The organism is Massilia sp. PAMC28688 (assembly GCF_019443445.1).
GTDB lineage: Bacteria > Pseudomonadota > Gammaproteobacteria > Burkholderiales > Burkholderiaceae_D > Telluria_A.
In genome coordinates this window covers 5,331,004-5,350,203 of the sequence record NZ_CP080378.1, presented here as the reverse complement: position 1 = coordinate 5,350,203, position 19,200 = coordinate 5,331,004, and the positions used below count along the sequence as shown (strand labels likewise).

The following is a 19,200-nucleotide window of genomic DNA, read 5'->3' as shown; positions in this document are numbered from 1 at the left end:
GCGACGTATAATGACGTCTTCGGAGTGTGGCGCAGTCCGGTAGCGCACCTGGTTTGGGACCAGGGGGTCCAAGGTTCGAATCCTTGTACTCCGACCAAGTTCAAAGGACGGGCTGTCATTCAGGTGACAGCCCGTTTCCATTTCCGCAGGCATTTTCTTGCCCGCGACAATACTGCCCATAGCTCAGTTGGATAGAGCATCAGCCTTCTAAGCTGAGGGTCACAGGTTCGATTCCTGTTGGGCAGGCCAATGAAATCAATGACTTACTTATTAGTTGTTGGTGTGAACATGCTCTGCATTCTCGGTTGCAAACGGCGTGTACCCGCTCTGTACCCCGACGTGATTGTTTGTCCGGTCGACCATTCGGAAAGAGCGCATACCTTACCGGCCCGATCTGATGCGCTCGTGTACAGTGCATTCGGATGTGCCGAATATCAGCGTCATTTATGCAGTTCTATCGCCCATTGCTCTCAATGGCTGGGCGCGCGTCTATCCGGTGTGCGCCGCCATTACTTCCAGATGCGAAAAAATATTGATCCCTGACAGTCATTTGCTAGCAGGGACAGTTCCCGCATGTGAAAATGAGGATGCCCGTCTCCACTGCTAGGGTGGTCGGCCAAACAAGCGAGGTCGAGATGTAAATTGATGAAGTTTGCTCAATCCTTGAAGCAGTCCAGGTACTGAGTGCCCTGACTAAACGCGCTTGGACCGAGGATGAATTTACCCGTGCGGTAATCCGCCATCACCTTCCTATCTACGCGGCCGCACCACTATAGCCCCGGACCTCAGGCTGTCACAGATCGCCCGGCTTGCCTCTAAGAAGACCAGCCGTACCAATCCTGGGATGACATTGTCGCGTTCCGTCAAGGTGTGAGGTGTACTGTCAATCGTGGACACGTCCGTTTCAAGCAGCCAGCGCCTCTTTCCATAAATTTTCGGCGAATGAAGCTGGCGATACGTCTCCAAGACGCGAGTGGCGTCGCTGGCGGTTGTAGGAGATCTCGATGTACTCCTTGATAGCTGACTCCGCGTTAGCCCGCGAGGCATACCTCTGATGATGAATCATTTCGTTCTTCAAGCTAGCCCAGAAGCTCTCCATCAGAGCATTGTCATAGCAGTTCCCTTTGCGCGACATGGACGCCTGCATACCGAATTGTTCGACCAGTTTGCGGTAATCATCAGCACAATACTGAGTGCCGCGATCCGAGTGATGGATCAATCCCGCTGCCGGTCGCTTGCTGCGTACCGCACGCCACAGGGCTTGCGCGGTCAGGTCTTGCGTCATACGTGGGCCCATCGCACAGCCCACCAGCTCGCACGTAAAAATGTCTTTCACACCAGCGAGGTACAGCCATCTTTCATCGGTCATCACGTACGTGATGTCGGTCACCCAGGCTTCGTTAGGCCGGGTTGGCGCGAACGTTTGGTTCAGTAAGTTCTCCGTCACTGGGAACGCGTGGCGCGAGTTCGTCGTCGCCTTGAACTTACGCTTCTGCTTGCACCGCAAGCCCAGCTCCTGCCGCAACCGGACGTTGCGGTCACGCCCGGTATCGAACCCCTGAGCGACCAACTCGGGCCGAAGGCGCAGCGGGCCGTATGTCTCGCGGGTTTGAACATGCGCAGCCTTGATCGCCACCTTCAATCGCTCGTCGTCCTGGGCACGCTGGGACGGCGGGCGCTCCACTGCTGCGTAGAACCCGCTGCGCGAGACGTCAAAGACGCGGCACAACAGACTAAGCGGATAATCGAGTCGCACCGAATTCATGAACGCGTACCGGGCAGCGACTCCCTCGCAAAGTACGCGGTGGCCTTTTTTAGCACTTCCTTCTCCATGCGCTCCACGGCCAGTTCTTTGCGCGGCTTCGCCACCTCTGCTTCAAGCTCGGCCACGCCACGACTGCTTGGCGGTGCAGTCGGGTCGCTGCCGCGCTTGGCCGCGCTCACCCAGATCGCTAATGTCCCCTTTGGGATCGCAATTCGCTTCGCCGCTTCTTCCAGTGTCAAGCCTTGGGCAAGCACCAGTTTGACGGCCTCCGCCCGGAACTCCGGCGTGTATGTCGTTAATTTCATAAGTTCACTCCCTTTGACAATTTTATCAAATGGAAGTGTCCACAGAACTCAGGCTACGTCAGTCGCGTGGAAGAGAAAATGTATAAGAAAGATGGTATCCTTTTTATACACTATTTAACCTGAAAGCCGCATGTGGCCTAGCTCATAGGCCGCAAGCGGCTTTTGCTTTTAATCTCGCTTAATCATCCAAGCCACTTGCTCGCGTGCTTCCATAGTGGCCGCCTGCGACGTGAATGCGCACAGCCCGCTGAATTATGTGGAAATGAGCCTTGCAGTGGTGCGCAAAGTGCTATCTAAGGTCTCTGCCGTAGTTGCCCCGGCGTATGCGCCGCCGATAGATCAACTCCTGCGCGGCGGAGACAGAGCGTCTGCGTCAGGAAAGGCACACGTACGAATTGCTTTTTGTCAGGTAATCTAACAGCATCCCTGAGCATTTCTCGCACACGCCGCAGTTCAACACGGGGGAGGTTAACGGTGTGAGACAACGGGCGAATCGCGAAACTGGCTGCTCCATTCGTAAACCAACTTTGCAGCCGACCCACTGCGATTCTTGGGCGTTTTCCTTTTCGCCGGACTGACCATCTCCCATCATCGCTGCGTTGTGCAATCTGATCCGGTACTGCGCTCATGACCCGCGCATACGGGTGCTCGATTCGCTTATCTTTTAGGTACTGTCAATGAAAAATGCCAAAGCGGCCAGAGTTCCGATCCTCGAAAATGCATTCGAGGTGAACTTGCCGAAGCTGACGAGAGCCGGGAAGGCCAAAAGGTAGTCCAAGTTCGTCCTTGGCAACGGGGATGTGCGGACCGTCGTTTTGCTCGCTGAGACCCGCCTAGCGATCGTTCTGGGCGGTCGCGACTGGGGCGTGGACATCGTGCCTGTCCAGTGCATTGGAGACCGTGCGCCCCCTCCTGAAGTGTCCCGGCGCGCAGGAGGAAATTTTCAGTCGCTGTACTTTTGGGACGAGGAACTGGCGTGCCGTTTATGTCACCGGCTGAGGTATCGGACGACCGTAGCGTCATCTGATGCTGAGACGACCCGAATAGCACGAAACAAGTTAATGAAAAAGGTTGGGATGCACGCCAGAGTTCGCCACGCCGACTCGGCCGCAGAATGAGTGGCGCCGCAGATATCTCAAAAATGCCAACTCATTTAAAGAACTTGACGATTCGTACCATACGGCGGTTCGAAAGTGGATAAAAATTTGCCGCAGGGATCGATGAGATGCCATTGTTACGCACCAGTCGACAGCAAAAAGCGCGAGGGCTGGGTCGTAAGATTGCAATCAAAGCGTTGTTATGCCCCCCGAGAAATGTTATCTTTTGTTACGACAGATCCGTCCGCACTTCACCTTCAACCTAGGAAAAATCGTGCACCCTACATTAACAGCAATTAAAATCAATAATCTCCGATCAATTTCAATGAATGAGCCGATTAAATTCGTTCCCATAACGATTTTGATTGGAAAGAACAGCGCCGGGAAAAGCACATTCGCACGGACCTTTCCTCTCATAAGACAAAGTTGCGAGGCGAAAAAACGCGCACCAATTCTCTGGTTTGGTGATCGGGTTGACTTCGGATCATATCAGCAGTCCCTCAGGCGCGGCGCGGGAAAAAAAGACGAAATTCAGTTGGTTTTTAGTTTGTCCGCGGCCTCTTGGTCTGGCGCGAAGTCGGCTCGCCCTGTGCCGTCCGAGGCTGCAAAAAGCACGTTCGACGCTGAGATTTTTTTGTCAATCCGCAGCGCAGGCATTCATCGCAGCTTCGCATCGCAGATTCGACTAAAGTGCCTTGGCTATGATGTAACGCTCCGACTGTCTGAAACCAACAATTTTGAGATGATTAAGTGTGGTAGCGAAGAGTGGAAGCCTTCTGTCTCAGACTTTACCGACGTCACTTACGAGTCGATCCTGCCACGCGTAACTATAATGCGGGAAATCGAACGTACAGGCCCTCATCCACGATATGCGGAGATAGCTCCTTGTAGTGATCGAATTTTACAAATGATTGGCGAGAGCGAATTCGCGTACCAAGAATCCCTCTACGGCGCGATCGTCACTGCCCCTTTGTTGGAGCGGGGAAGTTTAAACGCCCACCTAGTCGGACGATTGCGGTTTGTAGATAAAGAGTTTCATACTATTAATCACGAGCGCTTTCACCGTTTTATCGCAAGCATTGAGGAATTGGTCTTTGCATCAAAAATCAACGAACTGTTGGGGGTGCTTGATAATTCGATGCGCTCGTATTACACGGGCGTGAAGTATATCGAACCGCTACGAGCTACGGCACAGCGGTATTATCGTAAGCAAGAATTAGCTCTGGACGAAATTGATTCAAAAGGCGAAAATCTTGCTATGTACTTGGATAATATAGGGCCATGGCATTTGGAAGACTTCAACGAGTGGACGCAGAAAAACTTCGGATTTACCGCCAAGACCATAAATGATGGTGGTCATGTGGCTATCGTAATTGGCGAAGAAGGTGTGAAAGGAGAGTCGAATCTCACCGACATCGGATTCGGGTTTTCTCAGATTCTGCCGGTAATTACTCAAATGTGGCTATCGTCTAGGCCCTTACCACGTGCTAAGAGAACAAGCTGCATCGTAATCGAGCAACCAGAACTGCATCTTCACCCGTCCTTTCAGGCGAAGCTGGCCGATGTATTCGCCGCATCTGTAACGGGTGAGGGAGAAACACCACATTTAGTCATCGAGACCCACAGTAACCACATCGTGAATCGACTTGGTCAGCTTATTAGCGAAGGAAAATTACGCCACGAGGACGTACAAATTCTAATCTTCGAAAAAAACGGCGATTCAAACTCATCGATACGAACTGCCGGGTTTGATGAAGAGGGGTATCTGCAAAATTGGCCAACAGGATTTTTCGAGCCGGGAATGTGATGTTATTTCAATTCGACGCAACACTTGCAAACATCGATCCCACTTCGCACGCCCAAATTCGCGCCTTAGAAAATTTACTCGGCGCTTTCCAAAGTGGCAATCATTTTCTGTTTTGCAGAATGAAAGAACTTCGGACTTTAATTGCGAAGGTCACTGGCCATGTTAGCTCCCCTAGTTTGGCAATGCTCCAGACAATGTTAAACCGTTCCGTAGAGGACTGGGAGTTCGCGAAAAACCTCGAATATAAGGTTATAGTATTCATTGATGACGAAAAATCAGCAATTTATCGGGAAAAGAATTTATGGAATGTGTCCTTGCACTATCTGGCACACTCTGGTTTGCTACAAAGCGCCATTCTCGGCGAGAACGAACTAGACGCTGAGCTATTCTTAATCTTTGCTGACTTCTATCGGCGTAAGCACGGTATCAGATCTTTCGGGGTAAAGGCTAGGCTTAAAAGTGGTGGTGGGTCGGGCTTGCCCACGGCTATTGAGCGGTATTTAGAATGCGAAGCTTCGCCCTGTCTCAGCATCAGCGATAGTGACAGATTTCATCCGGCCGGGGAATTGTCATCCACGGTGAAGAAATGTGGAAAGATTGTTCGCGAACGCGCCGCTGTAATCGAGTACGTATTCCTCGAAGAGCGGGAGGTGGAAAATCTCATTCCGCTGGCCGTGTTGGATAGAGTTGTTGAATTAGACCGTTTTTTAGGTGCTTTCGATTGCTTGTTTTCGGATTGTCCCGAACTTTGGCCATATGTCGACTTGAAGACTGGACCTACTTTGAAGTGGATGAGGGCACAAGATAGCCGAACGCAGGAATTTTGGGCTAGGGCCAAAGTCCGGCTTGAAAAGAAACGGCAAGGCTGTCCGTCTTGTGATCATGCAACTATTGATGTCGCCGAGACGTGTTCATGCTCCGCTATTCCAGGCTTTGGGCCTGGACTGCTTGAGAAGTGTATTGCGTACCTTCGCGACAATCCGCCACGGTTAGTCCTCCAGCTACTTAATAACGATACAAGGTGGGAGCGTATCGGCAAGATTGCTTTTAACTTTGCAGTAATACCTTTTGGGGAGCGTGCTGCCTGACTAGAAACGGTCGGCCCGGCCGCGATGCTCGCGACGTGATGACGAGGATACAATCATGTGCTGAATTGGAAGTGGAGGTTGTAGTTCTCCAGCTTGGCAAACTGGATCTGACGTCGCCGGCCGGTAAGCTCAAGCTGGCGATGCTGGCAGCCGTGGCCGAGATGGAGCGTGACCTTATAGTTGAGCGCAACCAAGCAGGACTTGCGCGTGCCAAGGCTGAGGGCAAAGTTCTAGGCAAGCGGCCTAAAACGACCCCTGGTAATCCCCCCATTAATGATGGGCGCCAAAAGTAGAGGCTATGCGGCGAGGGCCAATTTCTGAATCGGAGTGATGCCGCCAAGGGCCATGTGTGGCCGGTCGTGATTGTAAGTCCATAACCAGCGCGTGGCAAAGTCCTGAATCTCATCAAGGGAATCGAACAAATGATGTGCCAGCCAGTCGTAGCGTACAGTGCGGTTGTAGCGCTCGACGTAAGCGTTTTGCTGCGGCTGTCCAGGCTGGATGAACGCAATCTCGATGTCATGCTTGGCGGCCCACATCTTGGTCGTCTCGCTGATGTATTCGGGACCGTTGTCGCAACGGATAATGCGGGGCTTGCCACGCCATTCGATCAGTTGATTCAGTGACCGTATGATGCGCTCCGATGGCAGCGAGAAATCGACGTCGATGATCAAGCCTTCGCGGTTGAAGTCGTCGATGACGTTGAACAGACGAATGCTGCGCCCATCGGCAAGCTGGTCGTGCATGAAGTCCATCGACCAGGTCTGGTTGATCGCCGTGGGCACCGCCAGAGGCAGGGGCTTCTCACGCACCAGGCGCTGACGCGGTTTGATGCGCAGATTGAGTTCCAACTCACGGTAGATGCGGTAGACGCGCTTGTGGTTCCATTTGAAGCCCTTCACGTTGCGCAGGTACAGGAAGCTTAGGCCGAAGCCCCAGTTGCGCTGGTTGTTCGTCAGGCGAATCAACCAATCGGCAATGGCCTCGTTCTCGGCATTGAGCTTGGCTTGGTAGCGGAAGCAGGTCTGGCTGATGCCAAAGGCTAGGCACGCCGTCGTGATGCTCACCCGTCCAGCGTCAACGAAGCTGCGCGCCATCTCCCGTCGGCGAGATGGCGCTACCACTTTTTTGCGAGGGCCTCGGCCACGATCTCGGCCTTGAGGCGCTCTTCGGCATACATTTTCTTGAGCCGACGGTTCTCTTCTTCGAGCTCCTTCATGCGGGCCATCAGCGAGGCGTCCATGCCGCCGAATTTGGAGCGCCATTTGTAGAACGTGGCCGCGCTCATGCCGTGTTCACGGCACAGCTCTGGAATGGGCGAGCCACCTTCGGCCTGTTTCAGGATGGCGATGATCTGGCTGTCGGTAAAGCGGGAAGTCTTCATGCAGAACTTTCAAATGCTAAGTTAGAAAATTCTACTTTTAAATGCGATCATTTGCTGGGGGGATTACCCCCTAAGCAGCGCAAGGCGATGACGGAAGAATAAGCGAGCAAGCAGAGCGATAGCGCCTTGCCGAAGCTCTACGGCATTTCCCGGTCGACCGTTTTGACCATTGTGAAGCCAAACTAAGAGGTTGCACTAGTTTTACCAGGTTAAGCTCTGCTGGTGCTTGCGAAAAATACGATTAAGTAAGTTACTCCGCGACAGCGGCCGCGGATAAAACGGTGCCGCGGCCTGCAACTTTTAATCTTCAAAGTGCCTACCTGCTCTAACGTAAGTCTGCCATAAACCAATGCCGAAGCATTATAATTTCGATGTGAATTCGTATGCAGGTCTCGACAAACTGGGGCGTATACCGCTTTCTAGCTCTTTCCATATGCGTGAATTTTGTATAGCGAGATCGCGGCCCACTATGGGCTGAGAAATATACCAGACGACGTCGATCGCGCTGTGGAGTCCGGGAGCAAACTATGCGGCTTGCTACTAGAGCCGTTGCAGAACGTGTTCGGTCGCGTGCATGTCCGGTCGGGTTACCGCAGTCGAACCGTCAACGCTGCTGGCGTTGGAAAACACAACTGCTCGGCAGACAACGACGGTGCGCATGTAAGCGTGGCATCAGTACCGTCTTGACGCCCGCTTACTTCCGGCCCCAGCCATTCCAAGCCATGCGCAGCAGCGTCGCGTTCGCCATTCGCTGATCGAAGGCCTCTGCGTCGAAGCTGCCGCCCACCCATCTCAAATAGTCCTTTGCTTCCTGGCTCTTCGGTTCGTCCCGCAGTGTCGTGAGGAAGTCGTCGTAGCCGCCGATGCCGCCGACGTCTTCAGGCGGGCATGCGCGCTTGCCATCGATGATATAGGCACTGCCCATTGGCTCTGGACGTTGCTCAATTTTTTCGACGTGAATTTCATGCTGCCAGCTGTCCCCGAAATCGTATTGGTAGGTGAAGCGCTGGCCGGTGTACAGCAATCGATTCAGCTTTCCTTTTCGGTCATCGAACATTTCCTCGTCGCTGTCGTAGCTGCCCTCAAGAACATGCTCGTTGTCAAGCATGCTGTAGGTGCGGCCCTCAACACGAAACTCATGAAGATGGGCGTCGGTCCAGCCAAACGCGGCCTGGATGATGTGATGAAGCGCACGCAAGCTGAGGTCGCCGTCGACGACGATACGGCGCCAGATTGGCGGCGTGATGTCTGCGATGCTGATGCGCAAAGTGATGACGATATTTTTCTTGGCCATGAGAGTTTCGTTCAATGCGCGCAATTACCATCACCGGATGTGACGTTACAACTACGCGCTGACAGTGCTCAGTTTATCAGCCAGATTCCACGGCAACAAATCTTCAACCCGATTGACCGGATAGTCGGCGATGTGGGCCAGCACATGGCGTAGATAAGCCTGCGGATCGATGCCGTTGAGCTTGGCGCTGACGATCAGCGAGTACATCGTTGCAGCGCGCTCGCCGCCGCTGTCTGCGCCCATGAACAAGAAGTTCTTGCGGCCAAGGCAGCAGGTTCTCAACGCGTTCTCGGCGATGTTGTTGTCGATCTCGGCCAAGCCATCTTCGCAGTAGTACACCAGCGCCTGCCACTGATTGAGCAAGTAGTTTATGGCTTTCGTAGTGTCGGACTGGGTCGATAGTGTGAGCAGCCGTGCCCGCAACCATACTTCAAAGTCGTCGAGCAAAGGCCGCGCTTGTGCTTGCCGTATTCGCTGTCGATGATCAGGCAGCTGGCCGCGGATCTGTTCTTCGATTGCGTACAGTTCGCCGATCCGCCGCAACGCTTCTGTCGTTGTCACGGTCGCCTTGCGCGCATGCAGATCATGGATCTTGCGTCGCGCATGCGCCATGCACGCTGCTTCGCGCACGCGGCCATCGGCGAAGATTTTATCGTAGCCTGGAAACGCGTCGGCCTGTAGAACCCCAGTGAAGTTGGCCAGGTGCGACTGTGGATGCTGGCCTTGGCGATTCGGCGTATAGGCGAACCATGCGGCCGGCGCCGCAGTCGAGCCGGAGCGCCTGTCGTCGCGCACGTAGACCCACAGGCGTGCTGTCTTGGTTTGGCCGTTCCCCGGCGCAAGCACAGGCATCGGCGTGTCATCCGAATGGATCTTGCCGGGCTGGAGCACGTAGCGCTGCAGTGCGTCGACCAGGGGGCGCATCAGGGCCCCGCACGCACCTACCCAGCGCGCCATCGTGGAACGATCAAGCTCGACGCCGTCACGTGCGTAGATGGCGGACTGGCGGTACAGTGGCAGATGGTCGGCGAACTTGGCGACGAGTATGTGCGCCAGCAAGCCTGGTCCTGCGATGCCGCGTTCGATGGGGCGGCTAGGCGCTGGCGCCTGCACGATGTGATCGCAGCAGGCGCATGCCTTCTTGCGGCGTATATGCCGAATTACCTTGAAGGCCGAATTGATGAGCTCAAGCTGCTCGGATACATCCTCGCCCAAGGGCTTGAGTTTGCCACCGCATTCGGAGCAGGCCTGGTCCGGCGGCTCAATGATATTGTCTTCGCGCGGTAGATGCACCGGCAGCGGCTGGCGCGCAACCTTGCGCGCGTGCGCAGCGGGCAATGTCGCTTTCTGCTCGCCGGCGCCATCCTCGGCAATGAGATCCTCCAGCCGCGTTTCCAGCAGTTCGATCTTGCGGTCGAGCTTCTCGGACTTGCGGCCAAACTGCATTCGCTTGAGCTTTGCCAACTGGAGTTTGAGCTGCTCGATTTCGAGAGAGCGGACATTGAGGGCCTGCTCCAGCGTCGTGACGGTATCGCGCAGTTGTTGCACTTCGCCGTCGCGCTGCAGCAGCAGCGCTTTTAAGGCTTCGATATCGTCGGGAAGTGAGGTAGGGCTGGAAGGCATGCGCGCAGTTTACGCGCATGTTTAAACGTTTACAACACCGACATGAGGGGCGCGGTGCGTTCGGGCTGTTTCCAGTTGATGCCTTCGAGGAGCATCGACAGTTGGGCCGGCGTCAGATGGACCTTGCCGTCGGTTGCTTGCGGCCAGACGAAGCGGCCATGCTCGAGGCGCTTGGCGAACATGCACAGGCCATCGCCACTGGACCACAGCAACTTGATGACGTTGCCGCGCCGACCACGGAACGCGAACACGTGGCCGCTGAATGGGTCGTCCAGCAACGCACTCTCCACCTTGGCCGCCAGGCCGTTAAAGCCGCAGCGCATATCCGTGAAGCCTGCAGCGATCCAGATACGTGTGCCCGCCGGCAGCCCGATCATGGTCGCAGACTCTGGAAGATCGTTCTGAGCAGCGCAGCGTCGACGCCCTCGTGAACACGCACGACCGCGTCGGCGAAGATGATCTCGACCGTGCTCAGGTTGGCGGCAGGCGACGCCGCTTGGGCGATCACCGCCGGCGCCACCATCAACGGAGTATCCGCAATAACGACCGGCAGCAACGTTGTGCTTGCGTCCGGTATATTGTCAAAGAGACCTGCGCGATACTCGCGGCGCCACTTGAACACCATGTTGGCGTTGACGCCGTTGGCCATCGAAAGCTTCGAAACCGACACCCCGGCTTCGCACGCCGCAGCGGCAAGGCGCCGCTTGAACTCGACCGGATAGTTCGGCCGCCCTTTCCGGTTTCCCGGCTTCATTTCAGTATCCAAAGTAGTTCCCATCATAAAAGTAGTGGGAACTACTTTGGCGGGCATGCCTACTTGCGTCCAGACGGTGCTGGCGTCACGCTTACGTGCGCATACTTGGGACTTTGAAAGCACAACCGGAAATGGCTTTGGCGCCACGGCCTGTATAAGTGTGCCTAGTATCTCAAAAAAGATAATTGAAGGCAGTGCAGACGTTGCGTCGGTGGCTTGGTGGATATACGACAACTTGCCGGGTTGGAGCACCATAGAGTTTTTTGCAACGCCTAACCTTGCCTTCGCGGATGAAGTTACATTCAATATCGGCTGGCACGAGAAACCGATGAATCGAATTACGTCCTGGCGCGGGGGGGCACGTCAAATGCACAACGAGATTCCTGACGCCCATGGCAGACTTGAACTGTGGCGTACCCTCATCTGTAAGTAGTCAAATCACCGCATGCGGCGCTCTCAGACTTTTGCCCATCAGCCTGAGGCCGCAGCGCGCTGACCAGCCCACCACGGGGAGGGGCGAAGCCACCGGCCCCAACTACGCATTTGATAGACATCACCCTCAAAAAATTTTCGCAATACAAAACGGCAAAAATTTTTCCGACTTGCTATTCAAGAGCGCACTCGTATGGGAGACAGTCGGACGGAGCGGCGTATCGAAAACATCAAACTGCAATGCTCAGCGCGTAAACTTTAGGGGCGGATACTACTTCCGCGCAATATGATCGCTTGACCACCATTTAATGGCCGCAACAGCTTTCTATTTTTGGAACCGCGATTTCGGAACTTTGATATCCAAGCATTCTGAAACTGGAGTCATTTTGAGTCCGGCCTTCGCAAGATGGGTTTGGAGTGCTCGCGTGTATTCTGGATTTTCTGCTAATTCCACTATATTCGATAGCTCTTTGCCAGCGCGCGTGAGCCCAACCCCGGATTGAAGGAAGTTGGTGAAGTCACGTTGATCTTGCTCCGGTAAGCGTAGTAGAAAGTAATCTTTGCCGCAATAACGAAGTGCTATCAAAGGACCGGCTCCACCCTCGGGAATGCACACTTCATAGGGAAGACTGACTGTGTCGGTACTAAACACAAGGCCGTATTCGATCAGCGGGTGCAGGCGGCTGTAGGTGATGCCGTAGGTCCCGAGAGTTCGGCTGTCGTTACTGCCCAGTGTAAGCATTTGCGCTTCCACAACCCGGCCACCAACTTGAAGAACACTTGCCATTGAGCAGAACATCCGGAACGATTCTGCAACGTCGTTATCGAGCTGCGCCAATAGTCTGACCGTGCGTATGGAGTAAGTGCTCGGCTTCCGCATTTCACCAGCCAAAATTTTACCGAACAACTTTTGCATTTGCTCGCTGCTCATGTTGATGGCTTCTGCTTCGAACGCGTTCAACCAATCTTCACTGATATCTGGAGTAGCAGTGTCGTCAGACGGTGGTGTCGACTTTATTTCCTCCGCAGCATGCTGAAGTACTTTTACAGCGTTCGTTTGCTGCCTCAATATTTTACTAGCGTGAGTATGCGTGGCTGTTAGTGCAAGTGCACTATCGACTTCAACTGCCTTTGCGAGTGCTTTTCCCGTCGCCTTAGTAATCTGTATGCGAGCGTCGGATGTCGCTCGAACCTCGTCGGCCCATCCGTCGAGATACGCGTTTGGCACTTTCAGCATGTGATTAAACGCCTTGAACACATTCCGCTTCAGCGCGGCTGGAATATGTCCCAGAAATGCGCCTATTGCGTCTACGATCACTGACATGGCACTCGGTGGAGGCGCTTCAGTTTCTGGAAATTCGTCCGGAAGGTTTTCCATTTATTCTCCAAGCTTGGCTTACGATCAATTGACGTGTATGCAACTCTACCATGGTGTGCTCCATCGAGCAGAATCGACGGGGTCTACTATCGGAATTGTAGGTGAAGCCCTTGTCTCATGGTCTATTCTGTAATGGAACGGGGGTGTGGCTCCTGGGGTCCTGGCATTGCTATCGACCACTCGCATTCTGAATTGCCGCCTCCGTCCCCTGCGTCATCCGTGACGGCCTCCGGGATGGTGCCGTAAGGGGGATTCGACGGGTCAGAGCCGACATCCGGACACGGGCAGGACAGCGGGGCGGTTTGAGATTCGGAAGCGGGCAGTGAATACTTCTATTCTGTATTTCAAGCCGTCACCAGCTTCCGCCCCGATGCGCCAGCAGTATGGCGCGCGTCATTTCCTCCATCGCCTGCACGCGCACTGCCGCTTCCGGATTCTCTGGCAAGTAGATGATTTCCACCTGCCGGCCCGGTTTCATTTTTAACGCGGCCGCGTCCGGCACCAGACTATGCAGGGTGCCGTCGGACAGCGTGAACTGCAGCCTGATGGCGTCCGTTGCGTTCCTCACCAAAACGGCCGGCGTCACGATTCCGCCGGTGATCGGCCGCATCTCGCACTGCATTTCACGATAGCCGCTGTGCACCATCTTCAAGGCCAAGGCCAGTATTAAGCCTGGAAAGATCAGCATCCACGCCGGCGCTCCCGCCGTGCCGTACCCCTCGACACGCTGCTGCCAGGCTCGTAGGTTTTCCCGCACCAGGGCTGCTTTCTCCGCTGGTGACCAACGACGGCGGCGCTCTTCGCTCACCGTCACTACTTCGATTGTTTGCTTGTTTCTAGTCATATGCACAGTCTTATTCCTATCCGTAAGAATAGCGCATAGATTGTGTCTGGTCACTCAGGGGGCTATCTCACCTCCGCCCCTGTGAGCATTGTCAGGCCAATGACGAAGGCAATGAAGAACACGTAGTAGCTGATATGAACAATGGAGCGGCTCGTCAGCAGCGTCCATTTGTCGCGCCTGGTCACTGTGCGCGGGGGCGGCGAAACAGTCGTCACGGCTGTATGGTATTGCGGAAAAACTAACATCATACATTCCAGTCTTAGGATGTGACCACCATTTCCAGCTCCATCGCCGTTTTGGTTGAAGGGTTCGACAGGCTCAGTGGCTCCATCCGGACACGGGCGGGACGGTAGGGGGCTGCTTGCAGCAGCACTGATGTGGCCGGTGCCACCGGGAGTCGGGGGCGGCTAGTATGCGCAGTTTCTCGGCATTAGAAAAGTCCGGCACTGCGACGCAGGCACTACTGAGCAGTGAGGGATAGCGCGGTAAAGGCAATGGGGTAAGGCAATGGTGTTTTCATAAAAATCATTATGACCTCGGCGGATTGCTTTGTTGAATTCCGTCGCAATGGTGGTCGTGCGCGTAACTAATCTGCAAATCTTCGCCCTTACAAGTTTCGGCAGTGGAATTCTGTATTGCGCTTATGATATTGTTGCGTCCGAATACATGTTGCACACCTGCGTCTCACTATCTGGAACTCATATGGCCGAATCTGCTTCCCCCGCACCTGTTCCCGCCGCTCAGGGAAAAACTAATACGACCGGGCAAAGCCAGATAGAGGTGAAGGTTCAGGCCTGCCAGTTCTACTTCCGGCCAGAGACGGCCGAAGTTATTTGCGTCCCGGAGAAACTGGCGGGCCCGCTGCAGGCGCACGCGCTCGAGATGGCGCAGATCGTGCAAAATCTGCAGGACGCCAACGAAAAGGTCACGAAATCGGTCGAGGCTTACGGCGAAGCTGTAAAGAGCAGAGATCCCCAGAAGGTTCAGAAATCCATCACATTGTACGAGCGTGCGCAGCAGTTCCTGGAAAAGGTACATGCTATTTTCATGGAAAAAACGAAGGACTTGGAGCTGGCCAAGCTCGATGCCAACGGCACCACCCTCATGGAGTTGCTCCCCATCGCCCCCGGCGGTCCGAATGGCAAGGGAAAGCAATTTAACCGCAAGATTGTGCATGTAAAGTCGAACCATCCTGGAGTCCAGGGCTGGCGCGCCTTTCCTATCGACCGCGAGCGTGCCTCGGCCTCATCCCAGCGCCGCAATGTCGCCGGCAGTCAGTCGCACGAGAATGACAGCATCTTCGCGCGCGATCCGGCAACCGGCAGGCGGACACTCGACCATAAAAAGATGATGAAGCAGATCTCAGCTATCAAGCCGGAGATCAAGGCAGAGTTCATCAAGTTCGACGACGCGAGTTTCAATGGCATCATCGAGGATTGGGCCCTGTCGTGGAACTACAAGAAGAAAGACAAAGGCCTGAACGGCTACGGCGAGGACCGTATCGACACCAGCCGGGAGGCGCAGACCATGCGCTATATGGCAGGCGTTGGCGCCGCCGGGGTCTACGACCCCAGCGGCGGCAAGTTAGGCTTGAAGGTTGAGGGGAGAGCGGAATTCGCGGTCGCTGAAGGCAAGGCTGCGATTGCCTTTTATGCGCCGCACCGTGTCGGCTGGTTGCTGCATTTTACGAGCCCGACCACGGGCAAGGTCTATCCGTTGGGCTCGATCCGCGCCAAGATTGAAGCGGTGCTCACCGGGGTCGCCGGCGCCAGCGTTGTGGGTGAATTGTCGTCTGAAATTGAATGCAGCAAGTTGAAAATCGCGATGAAAGGCGTGACTACCCCGGGCGCACCGCCGCCAACCATTAATCCAGCAGGTGGGCCGCAGGTCGCGGAAAAGACGAAGATCACACCGGCTAAGGTGGATGTCGGGGCGTTTGCCGGCGTCAAGGCGGACGTGGAAATAACGGGCGCCTTGCAGTGGCTGGACCCTGAGGACAAGGAAAAAGAACCAGAGCACAAAGACTTTATCAAGCTCGCTCCGGCTGTCTCGGCCATGGCTGGCATCGGCGGGTCGCTCAAGCTTGAGATTACCTATAACAACGGGAAATTCGTCATGATATTTCAAGCCAGCCTTTGCCTGGGCCCTGGGGCCCGTGGCAAGATTGGTTGTGAAACGGATGCGCTGCTGATCGGAAAGTTTATTTGCTGGGTCGTTTACCAGCTTTACTGCGCCAATTACGAGTTTTTGGCGTTTATCTCGCGGGATGCGTTTAATGCGCTGCAGAACATTCAATTCCTAGTCATTCAGAGTGGCAAACAGGCGGCTGACTTCATGAAATATACGTCTCAACAGATTGCCGACGAGGTCGGCGTTGTTTTACGCATCATGGACAAGACTGAAGCACGGGATGCCCTGGCTACCAGGATCCTGACCGATGATTCAATGCTGCGCCGGGCGACTCCGGAAACCAAGGGCATGCTGCTCTATCAGCTCACGCGTCACGACAAGACCGACTGGGTTAACCCTGACAACTATCAGAAGGCCGATGCATTTCATAACCGCAAAAAAGCGGTGCTACGCGTCTTGCAGTGGGTGCAGACGACGCGCGAATGGAATAACGTGTTCCAGCACATGCATCCACGCGGCGAGCGGATCGATGGCAGCCACTATGGCACTGTCGAGAAGTTCATGAAGCTGGGTTATCGTGACATGGATGACGATCTGGAACGGATCAAGGCGCGCCTGCATGATGCACCGGCGCGTGGCTACGCATTTGCCGCCAACAACACCATGATGTACGAGATGAACTCCGAGGATAATCCGCACTATGCAATGGCGGCGATCCACCCTCTGTCCAGCATGGATATCAGCACTTATGCTTGATTAAATTGCCCGCTTGGCTTTGCTCCCGGCGCACGCTTACCGTTTCCCAACAGGCCGTGCTACGCAGCGAAATCCATATGAACGGTTGGTGACGGCGCCTTTGCTGTCTCGTAGCGCCGGCTCGCGGCTGTTGCGAGCGAATGTCATTGCTGCGTGGTCGGGTCCGTTATGCGAGCCGCGAATCACTTTGCGAGTGCCTGTGGGCGGGCCTTGTGGGTTATCGACAGGTGACTTCGAATAGTAATCCTTGTCATACCAGTCGTTGGTCCAGTCGTAGCCGTTGGACGCCATGTCATATAGCCCGAGCGGAGTGGGCGGGTACATTCCGACCGGCATGTCGCGCGTCGCAGCGTTGGTAGCTTGCATCTGAGCGAAGCTCGCGAAATTCACGCCAGGCTGGTCTTCACCGTTGTTGGTAGCGAAAATCATTTCCTTGCCGCGCGCGCGAGCAGCGTACTCCCATTCGGCTTCTGTTGGCAGATCCATATTCAGGCCGATCTGCTTGCCGATCCACTGACAATAGTTTTTGGCATCCTGCCAGTCGACCCCAACGGGCATCATGGCAATTTTGGGATGCTCACGCGCCATTATGTCGGTTGCACGCTGATTCGGGCCCATATAAGCGCTAGGCAATCCGTTCGCCGCTGTGTACACGTCGTAATCGCCGACCGTCACTTTGTACTTGCTCATGGAAAAATCGTCGAGTTTGACTTCGTGCACTGGGCCGTCATCGAGTTCGCCGGTGTAAGGCAGTTTCTCTTCCGAGTGTGTGTCGCCAAAGTCCCCCATCTTGAACGATCCACCTTTAATCGCCACGAGCTGGCTGCGGGTTTTGTTTGCGAGATCGGCCACCGATGCTTTCGGCGCCTCGGGTGCCTTCGCTTGGCATGCAGCGAGGCCGCAGGCGAGGGCGAGAACGCCAGTAATGGCCGACGTGGTGCGGGTGTAAGAGTGTCGAGTGAAGGTCATGTGCAGGTCCAAACGTAGCGATTTTTGAATAAGGAAGAGCGTTTGTGGCAAGATTGTTCAGGCATTATCACACCACTTGTGTTCATGCACGAGTTCCCCAACTATGCTTGATTGAAGTTGCCCACTGCGCCCTTGATCCAGGCGCACGCTTACCGCATTACGGCAGGCCGTGCTACGCAGCGGAATCCATACGAGCGCTTGGTAACCCCGCCTTTTCTATCTTTTAGAGCCGGCTCGCGGCTGTTGCGAGCGAATGTCATTGCTGCGTGGTCGGGTCCGTTATGCGAGCCGCGAATCACTTTGCGGGTGCCTGTTGGCGGGCCTTTTGGGTTATCGACAGGTGAATGTGCATAGTAATCCTTGTCATACCAGTCGTTGGTCCAGTCATAGCCGTTGGATGCCATGTCATACAGCCCGAGCGGAGTGGGCGGGTACAGTCCGACCGGCATGTCGCCCGTCGCAGCGTTAGTAGCTTCCATCTGATCGAAGCTCGCGAAGTTCACGCCTGGCTGGTCTTCACCGTTGTTAGTAGCGAAAATCATTTCCTTGCCGCGCGCCCGCGCAGCGTATTCCCATTCGGCTTCGGTCGGCAGATCCATATCTAGGCCGATCTGCTTGCCGATCCACTGACAATAGTTTTTGGCGTCCTGCCAGTCAACCCCAACGGGCATCATGGCAATTTTGGGATGGGCACGCGCCCTTATGTCGCTCCCACTCGGATTTGGCCCCAGGTAAGCGCCGGGCAATCCGTTCGCCGCCGTGTACACGTCGTAATCGCCGACCGTCACTTTGTACCTGCTCATGAAAAAATCGCCGAGTTTTACTTCGTGTACGGGGCCGTCATCAAGTTCGCCGGTATAAGGCAATTCATCTTCCGAGTGTGTGTCGCCAAAGTCCCCCATCTTGAACGATCCACCTTTAATCGCCACGAGCTGGCTGCGGGTTTTGTTTGCGAGATCAGCGACCGATGCTTTTGGCGCCTCGGGTGCCTTCGTCTGGCAGGCAGCGAGGCCGCAGGATAGGGCGAGAACGCCAGTCATAGCCGACGTGGTGAGGGTGTAGTAATGTGCAGTCATGACCGATTCAAGCTTAAGTTTTTTTGCAAGCCGCACTACGCAGCGAAAGCCGTACGTGCGGTCGGTGATCACGCCTTGCTATCCTTGAGCGCGGGTTCCCGGCTGTTGCGGGCAAACGTCAAGTCTTGCCAAGCTTGCCTATCCACTGACAATAGTTTTTTGCATCTCGTTAGTCCACGCCATCTGGGTGATTTTAGAGTGCGAACGCGCCATTTTGTCACCTCGCGCTTTGATTTGAGCCAAGGTAACCGCCTTGTAAGCCGTTTGCGGCCGTGTACACGTCATAATCGCCTACGGTCACCTTGTGCTTGCTCATCGAAAAATCGTCGAGCGTCACGTCGTGGACCGGGCCGTCGTCAAACTCGCGGGTGTAGGGCAGCTTTTCCTCTGAGTGCGTTTCGCCGAAGTCGCCCATTTTGAACGTGCCGCCCTTGATCGCGACCAGCTGACTGTGGGTTTTGTTTGCCAGATTCGTTGTGGATCACAGTGCTCGTAAAT

Annotated in this window: 15 protein-coding genes, 2 tRNA genes and 1 pseudogene; 6 read left to right on the top strand and 12 right to left on the bottom strand. The window is 54.9% G+C overall.

What is annotated here, in order from left to right:
* The first annotated feature begins 20 nt into the window (after positions 1-20).
* Together KY495_RS23450 and KY495_RS23445 are read left to right on the top strand one after the other, a co-directional pair.
* Positions 21-97 (top strand) — tRNA-Pro (locus KY495_RS23450).
* 75 nt (positions 98-172) lie between these two features.
* Positions 173-249 (top strand) — tRNA-Arg (locus tag KY495_RS23445).
* Between the two features lie 655 nt (positions 250-904).
* Here KY495_RS23445 and KY495_RS23440 read toward each other — a convergent pair.
* A protein-coding gene (locus KY495_RS23440; protein ID WP_219881664.1) for an IS3 family transposase occupies positions 905-2,070 on the bottom strand; the annotation gives its coding sequence in 2 pieces (ribosomal slippage) (positions 905-1,818 and positions 1,818-2,070; 1,167 coding nt in all).
* Positions 2,071-3,441: 1,371 nt separating this feature from the next.
* On the opposite strand from KY495_RS23440, the gene KY495_RS23435 reads away from it, so the two are divergent.
* The 3 genes from KY495_RS23435 to KY495_RS23425 are packed head-to-tail and all read left to right on the top strand — an operon-like array spanning position 3,442 to position 6,355.
* A complete protein-coding gene (locus KY495_RS23435; RefSeq protein ID WP_219881663.1) occupies positions 3,442-4,974 on the top strand; it encodes a DUF3696 domain-containing protein in 1,533 nt (510 codons plus the stop codon).
* The gene (locus KY495_RS23430; RefSeq protein WP_219881662.1) at positions 4,974-6,062 is read left to right on the top strand and encodes a hypothetical protein; all 1,089 of its coding nucleotides are present in this window, start codon (positions 4,974-4,976) and stop codon (positions 6,060-6,062) included. Before KY495_RS23435 ends, KY495_RS23430 begins: the two co-directional genes overlap by 1 nt.
* Positions 6,059-6,355 (top strand): recombinase family protein, encoded by a 297-nt coding sequence (locus tag KY495_RS23425; RefSeq protein WP_374041018.1) that lies wholly within the window; start codon positions 6,059-6,061, stop codon positions 6,353-6,355. The genes KY495_RS23430 and KY495_RS23425 overlap by 4 nt, the downstream gene beginning before the upstream one ends.
* A gap of 3 nt (positions 6,356-6,358) precedes the next feature.
* Here the strand turns inward: KY495_RS23425 and KY495_RS23420 are convergent.
* From KY495_RS23420 to KY495_RS24185, 8 genes and pseudogenes are all read right to left on the bottom strand, one after another.
* A protein-coding gene (locus tag KY495_RS23420; RefSeq protein ID WP_219881660.1) for an IS3 family transposase occupies positions 6,359-7,446 on the bottom strand; the annotation gives its coding sequence in 2 pieces (ribosomal slippage) (positions 6,359-7,194 and positions 7,194-7,446; 1,089 coding nt in all).
* 694 nt (positions 7,447-8,140) lie between these two features.
* Positions 8,141-8,740 (bottom strand): plasmid pRiA4b ORF-3 family protein, encoded by a 600-nt coding sequence (locus KY495_RS23415; RefSeq protein WP_219879845.1) that lies wholly within the window; start codon positions 8,738-8,740, stop codon positions 8,141-8,143.
* Positions 8,741-8,791: 51 nt separating this feature from the next.
* The gene (locus KY495_RS23410; protein WP_219879846.1) at positions 8,792-10,363 is read right to left on the bottom strand and encodes an IS66 family transposase; all 1,572 of its coding nucleotides are present in this window, start codon (positions 10,361-10,363) and stop codon (positions 8,792-8,794) included.
* A gap of 29 nt (positions 10,364-10,392) precedes the next feature.
* Positions 10,393-10,740, bottom strand: coding sequence for an IS66 family insertion sequence element accessory protein TnpB (gene tnpB, locus KY495_RS23405; RefSeq protein ID WP_119784802.1), 348 nt, complete (start codon positions 10,738-10,740; stop codon positions 10,393-10,395).
* Complete coding sequence (locus KY495_RS23400; RefSeq protein ID WP_229518289.1) at positions 10,737-11,117, bottom strand: transposase; 381 nt, start codon at positions 11,115-11,117, stop codon at positions 10,737-10,739. Before KY495_RS23400 ends, tnpB begins: the two co-directional genes overlap by 4 nt.
* Before the next feature lie 757 nt (positions 11,118-11,874).
* A complete protein-coding gene (locus KY495_RS23395; RefSeq protein WP_219881659.1) occupies positions 11,875-12,927 on the bottom strand; it encodes a DUF2806 domain-containing protein in 1,053 nt (350 codons plus the stop codon).
* A gap of 352 nt (positions 12,928-13,279) precedes the next feature.
* Complete coding sequence (locus KY495_RS23390) at positions 13,280-13,615, bottom strand: hypothetical protein (protein ID WP_229518434.1); 336 nt, start codon at positions 13,613-13,615, stop codon at positions 13,280-13,282.
* An 11-nt stretch (positions 13,616-13,626) separates the two neighbouring features.
* Positions 13,627-13,771, bottom strand: a pseudogene (locus tag KY495_RS24185) (transposase); the annotation flags it as partial.
* A gap of 552 nt (positions 13,772-14,323) precedes the next feature.
* Here KY495_RS24185 and KY495_RS23385 point away from each other — a divergent pair.
* Positions 14,324-16,657: a hypothetical protein gene (locus KY495_RS23385; RefSeq protein ID WP_219881657.1), complete on the top strand. Its 2,334-nt coding sequence runs from the start codon at positions 14,324-14,326 to the stop codon at positions 16,655-16,657.
* Positions 16,658-16,693: 36 nt separating this feature from the next.
* Here the strand turns inward: KY495_RS23385 and KY495_RS23380 are convergent, their stop codons facing one another.
* From KY495_RS23380 to KY495_RS23370, 3 genes are all read right to left on the bottom strand, one after another.
* A complete protein-coding gene (locus KY495_RS23380) occupies positions 16,694-17,626 on the bottom strand; it encodes an SUMF1/EgtB/PvdO family nonheme iron enzyme (protein ID WP_219881656.1) in 933 nt (310 codons plus the stop codon).
* A gap of 149 nt (positions 17,627-17,775) precedes the next feature.
* Positions 17,776-18,774 carry an SUMF1/EgtB/PvdO family nonheme iron enzyme gene (locus tag KY495_RS23375; protein WP_219881655.1) on the bottom strand — a complete coding sequence of 333 codons (999 nt, stop codon included), beginning with the start codon at positions 18,772-18,774 and terminating at the stop codon, positions 17,776-17,778.
* 145 nt (positions 18,775-18,919) lie between these two features.
* On the bottom strand, positions 18,920-19,147 hold the full coding sequence (locus tag KY495_RS23370) for an SUMF1/EgtB/PvdO family nonheme iron enzyme (protein WP_267876182.1): 228 nt from the start codon (positions 19,145-19,147) through the stop codon (positions 18,920-18,922).
* Positions 19,148-19,200 lie beyond the last annotated feature (53 nt).

Excerpts from the sequence above, each read along its gene's own strand:
- KY495_RS23400 (WP_229518289.1), bottom strand. The coding sequence starts at position 11,117 with ATGAAGCCGGGAAACCGGAAAGGGCGGCCGAACTATCCGGTCGAGTTC.
- KY495_RS23395 (WP_219881659.1), bottom strand. The coding sequence starts at position 12,927 with ATGGAAAACCTTCCGGACGAATTTCCAGAAACTGAAGCGCCTCCACCG.
- tnpB (WP_119784802.1), bottom strand. The coding sequence starts at position 10,740 with ATGATCGGGCTGCCGGCGGGCACACGTATCTGGATCGCTGCAGGCTTC.
- KY495_RS23430 (WP_219881662.1), top strand. The coding sequence starts at position 4,974 with ATGTTATTTCAATTCGACGCAACACTTGCAAACATCGATCCCACTTCG.
- KY495_RS23410 (WP_219879846.1), bottom strand. The coding sequence starts at position 10,363 with ATGCCTTCCAGCCCTACCTCACTTCCCGACGATATCGAAGCCTTAAAA.
- KY495_RS23415 (WP_219879845.1), bottom strand. The coding sequence starts at position 8,740 with ATGGCCAAGAAAAATATCGTCATCACTTTGCGCATCAGCATCGCAGAC.
- KY495_RS23380 (WP_219881656.1), bottom strand. The coding sequence starts at position 17,626 with ATGACCTTCACTCGACACTCTTACACCCGCACCACGTCGGCCATTACT.
- KY495_RS23390 (WP_229518434.1), bottom strand. The coding sequence starts at position 13,615 with ATGCTGATCTTTCCAGGCTTAATACTGGCCTTGGCCTTGAAGATGGTG.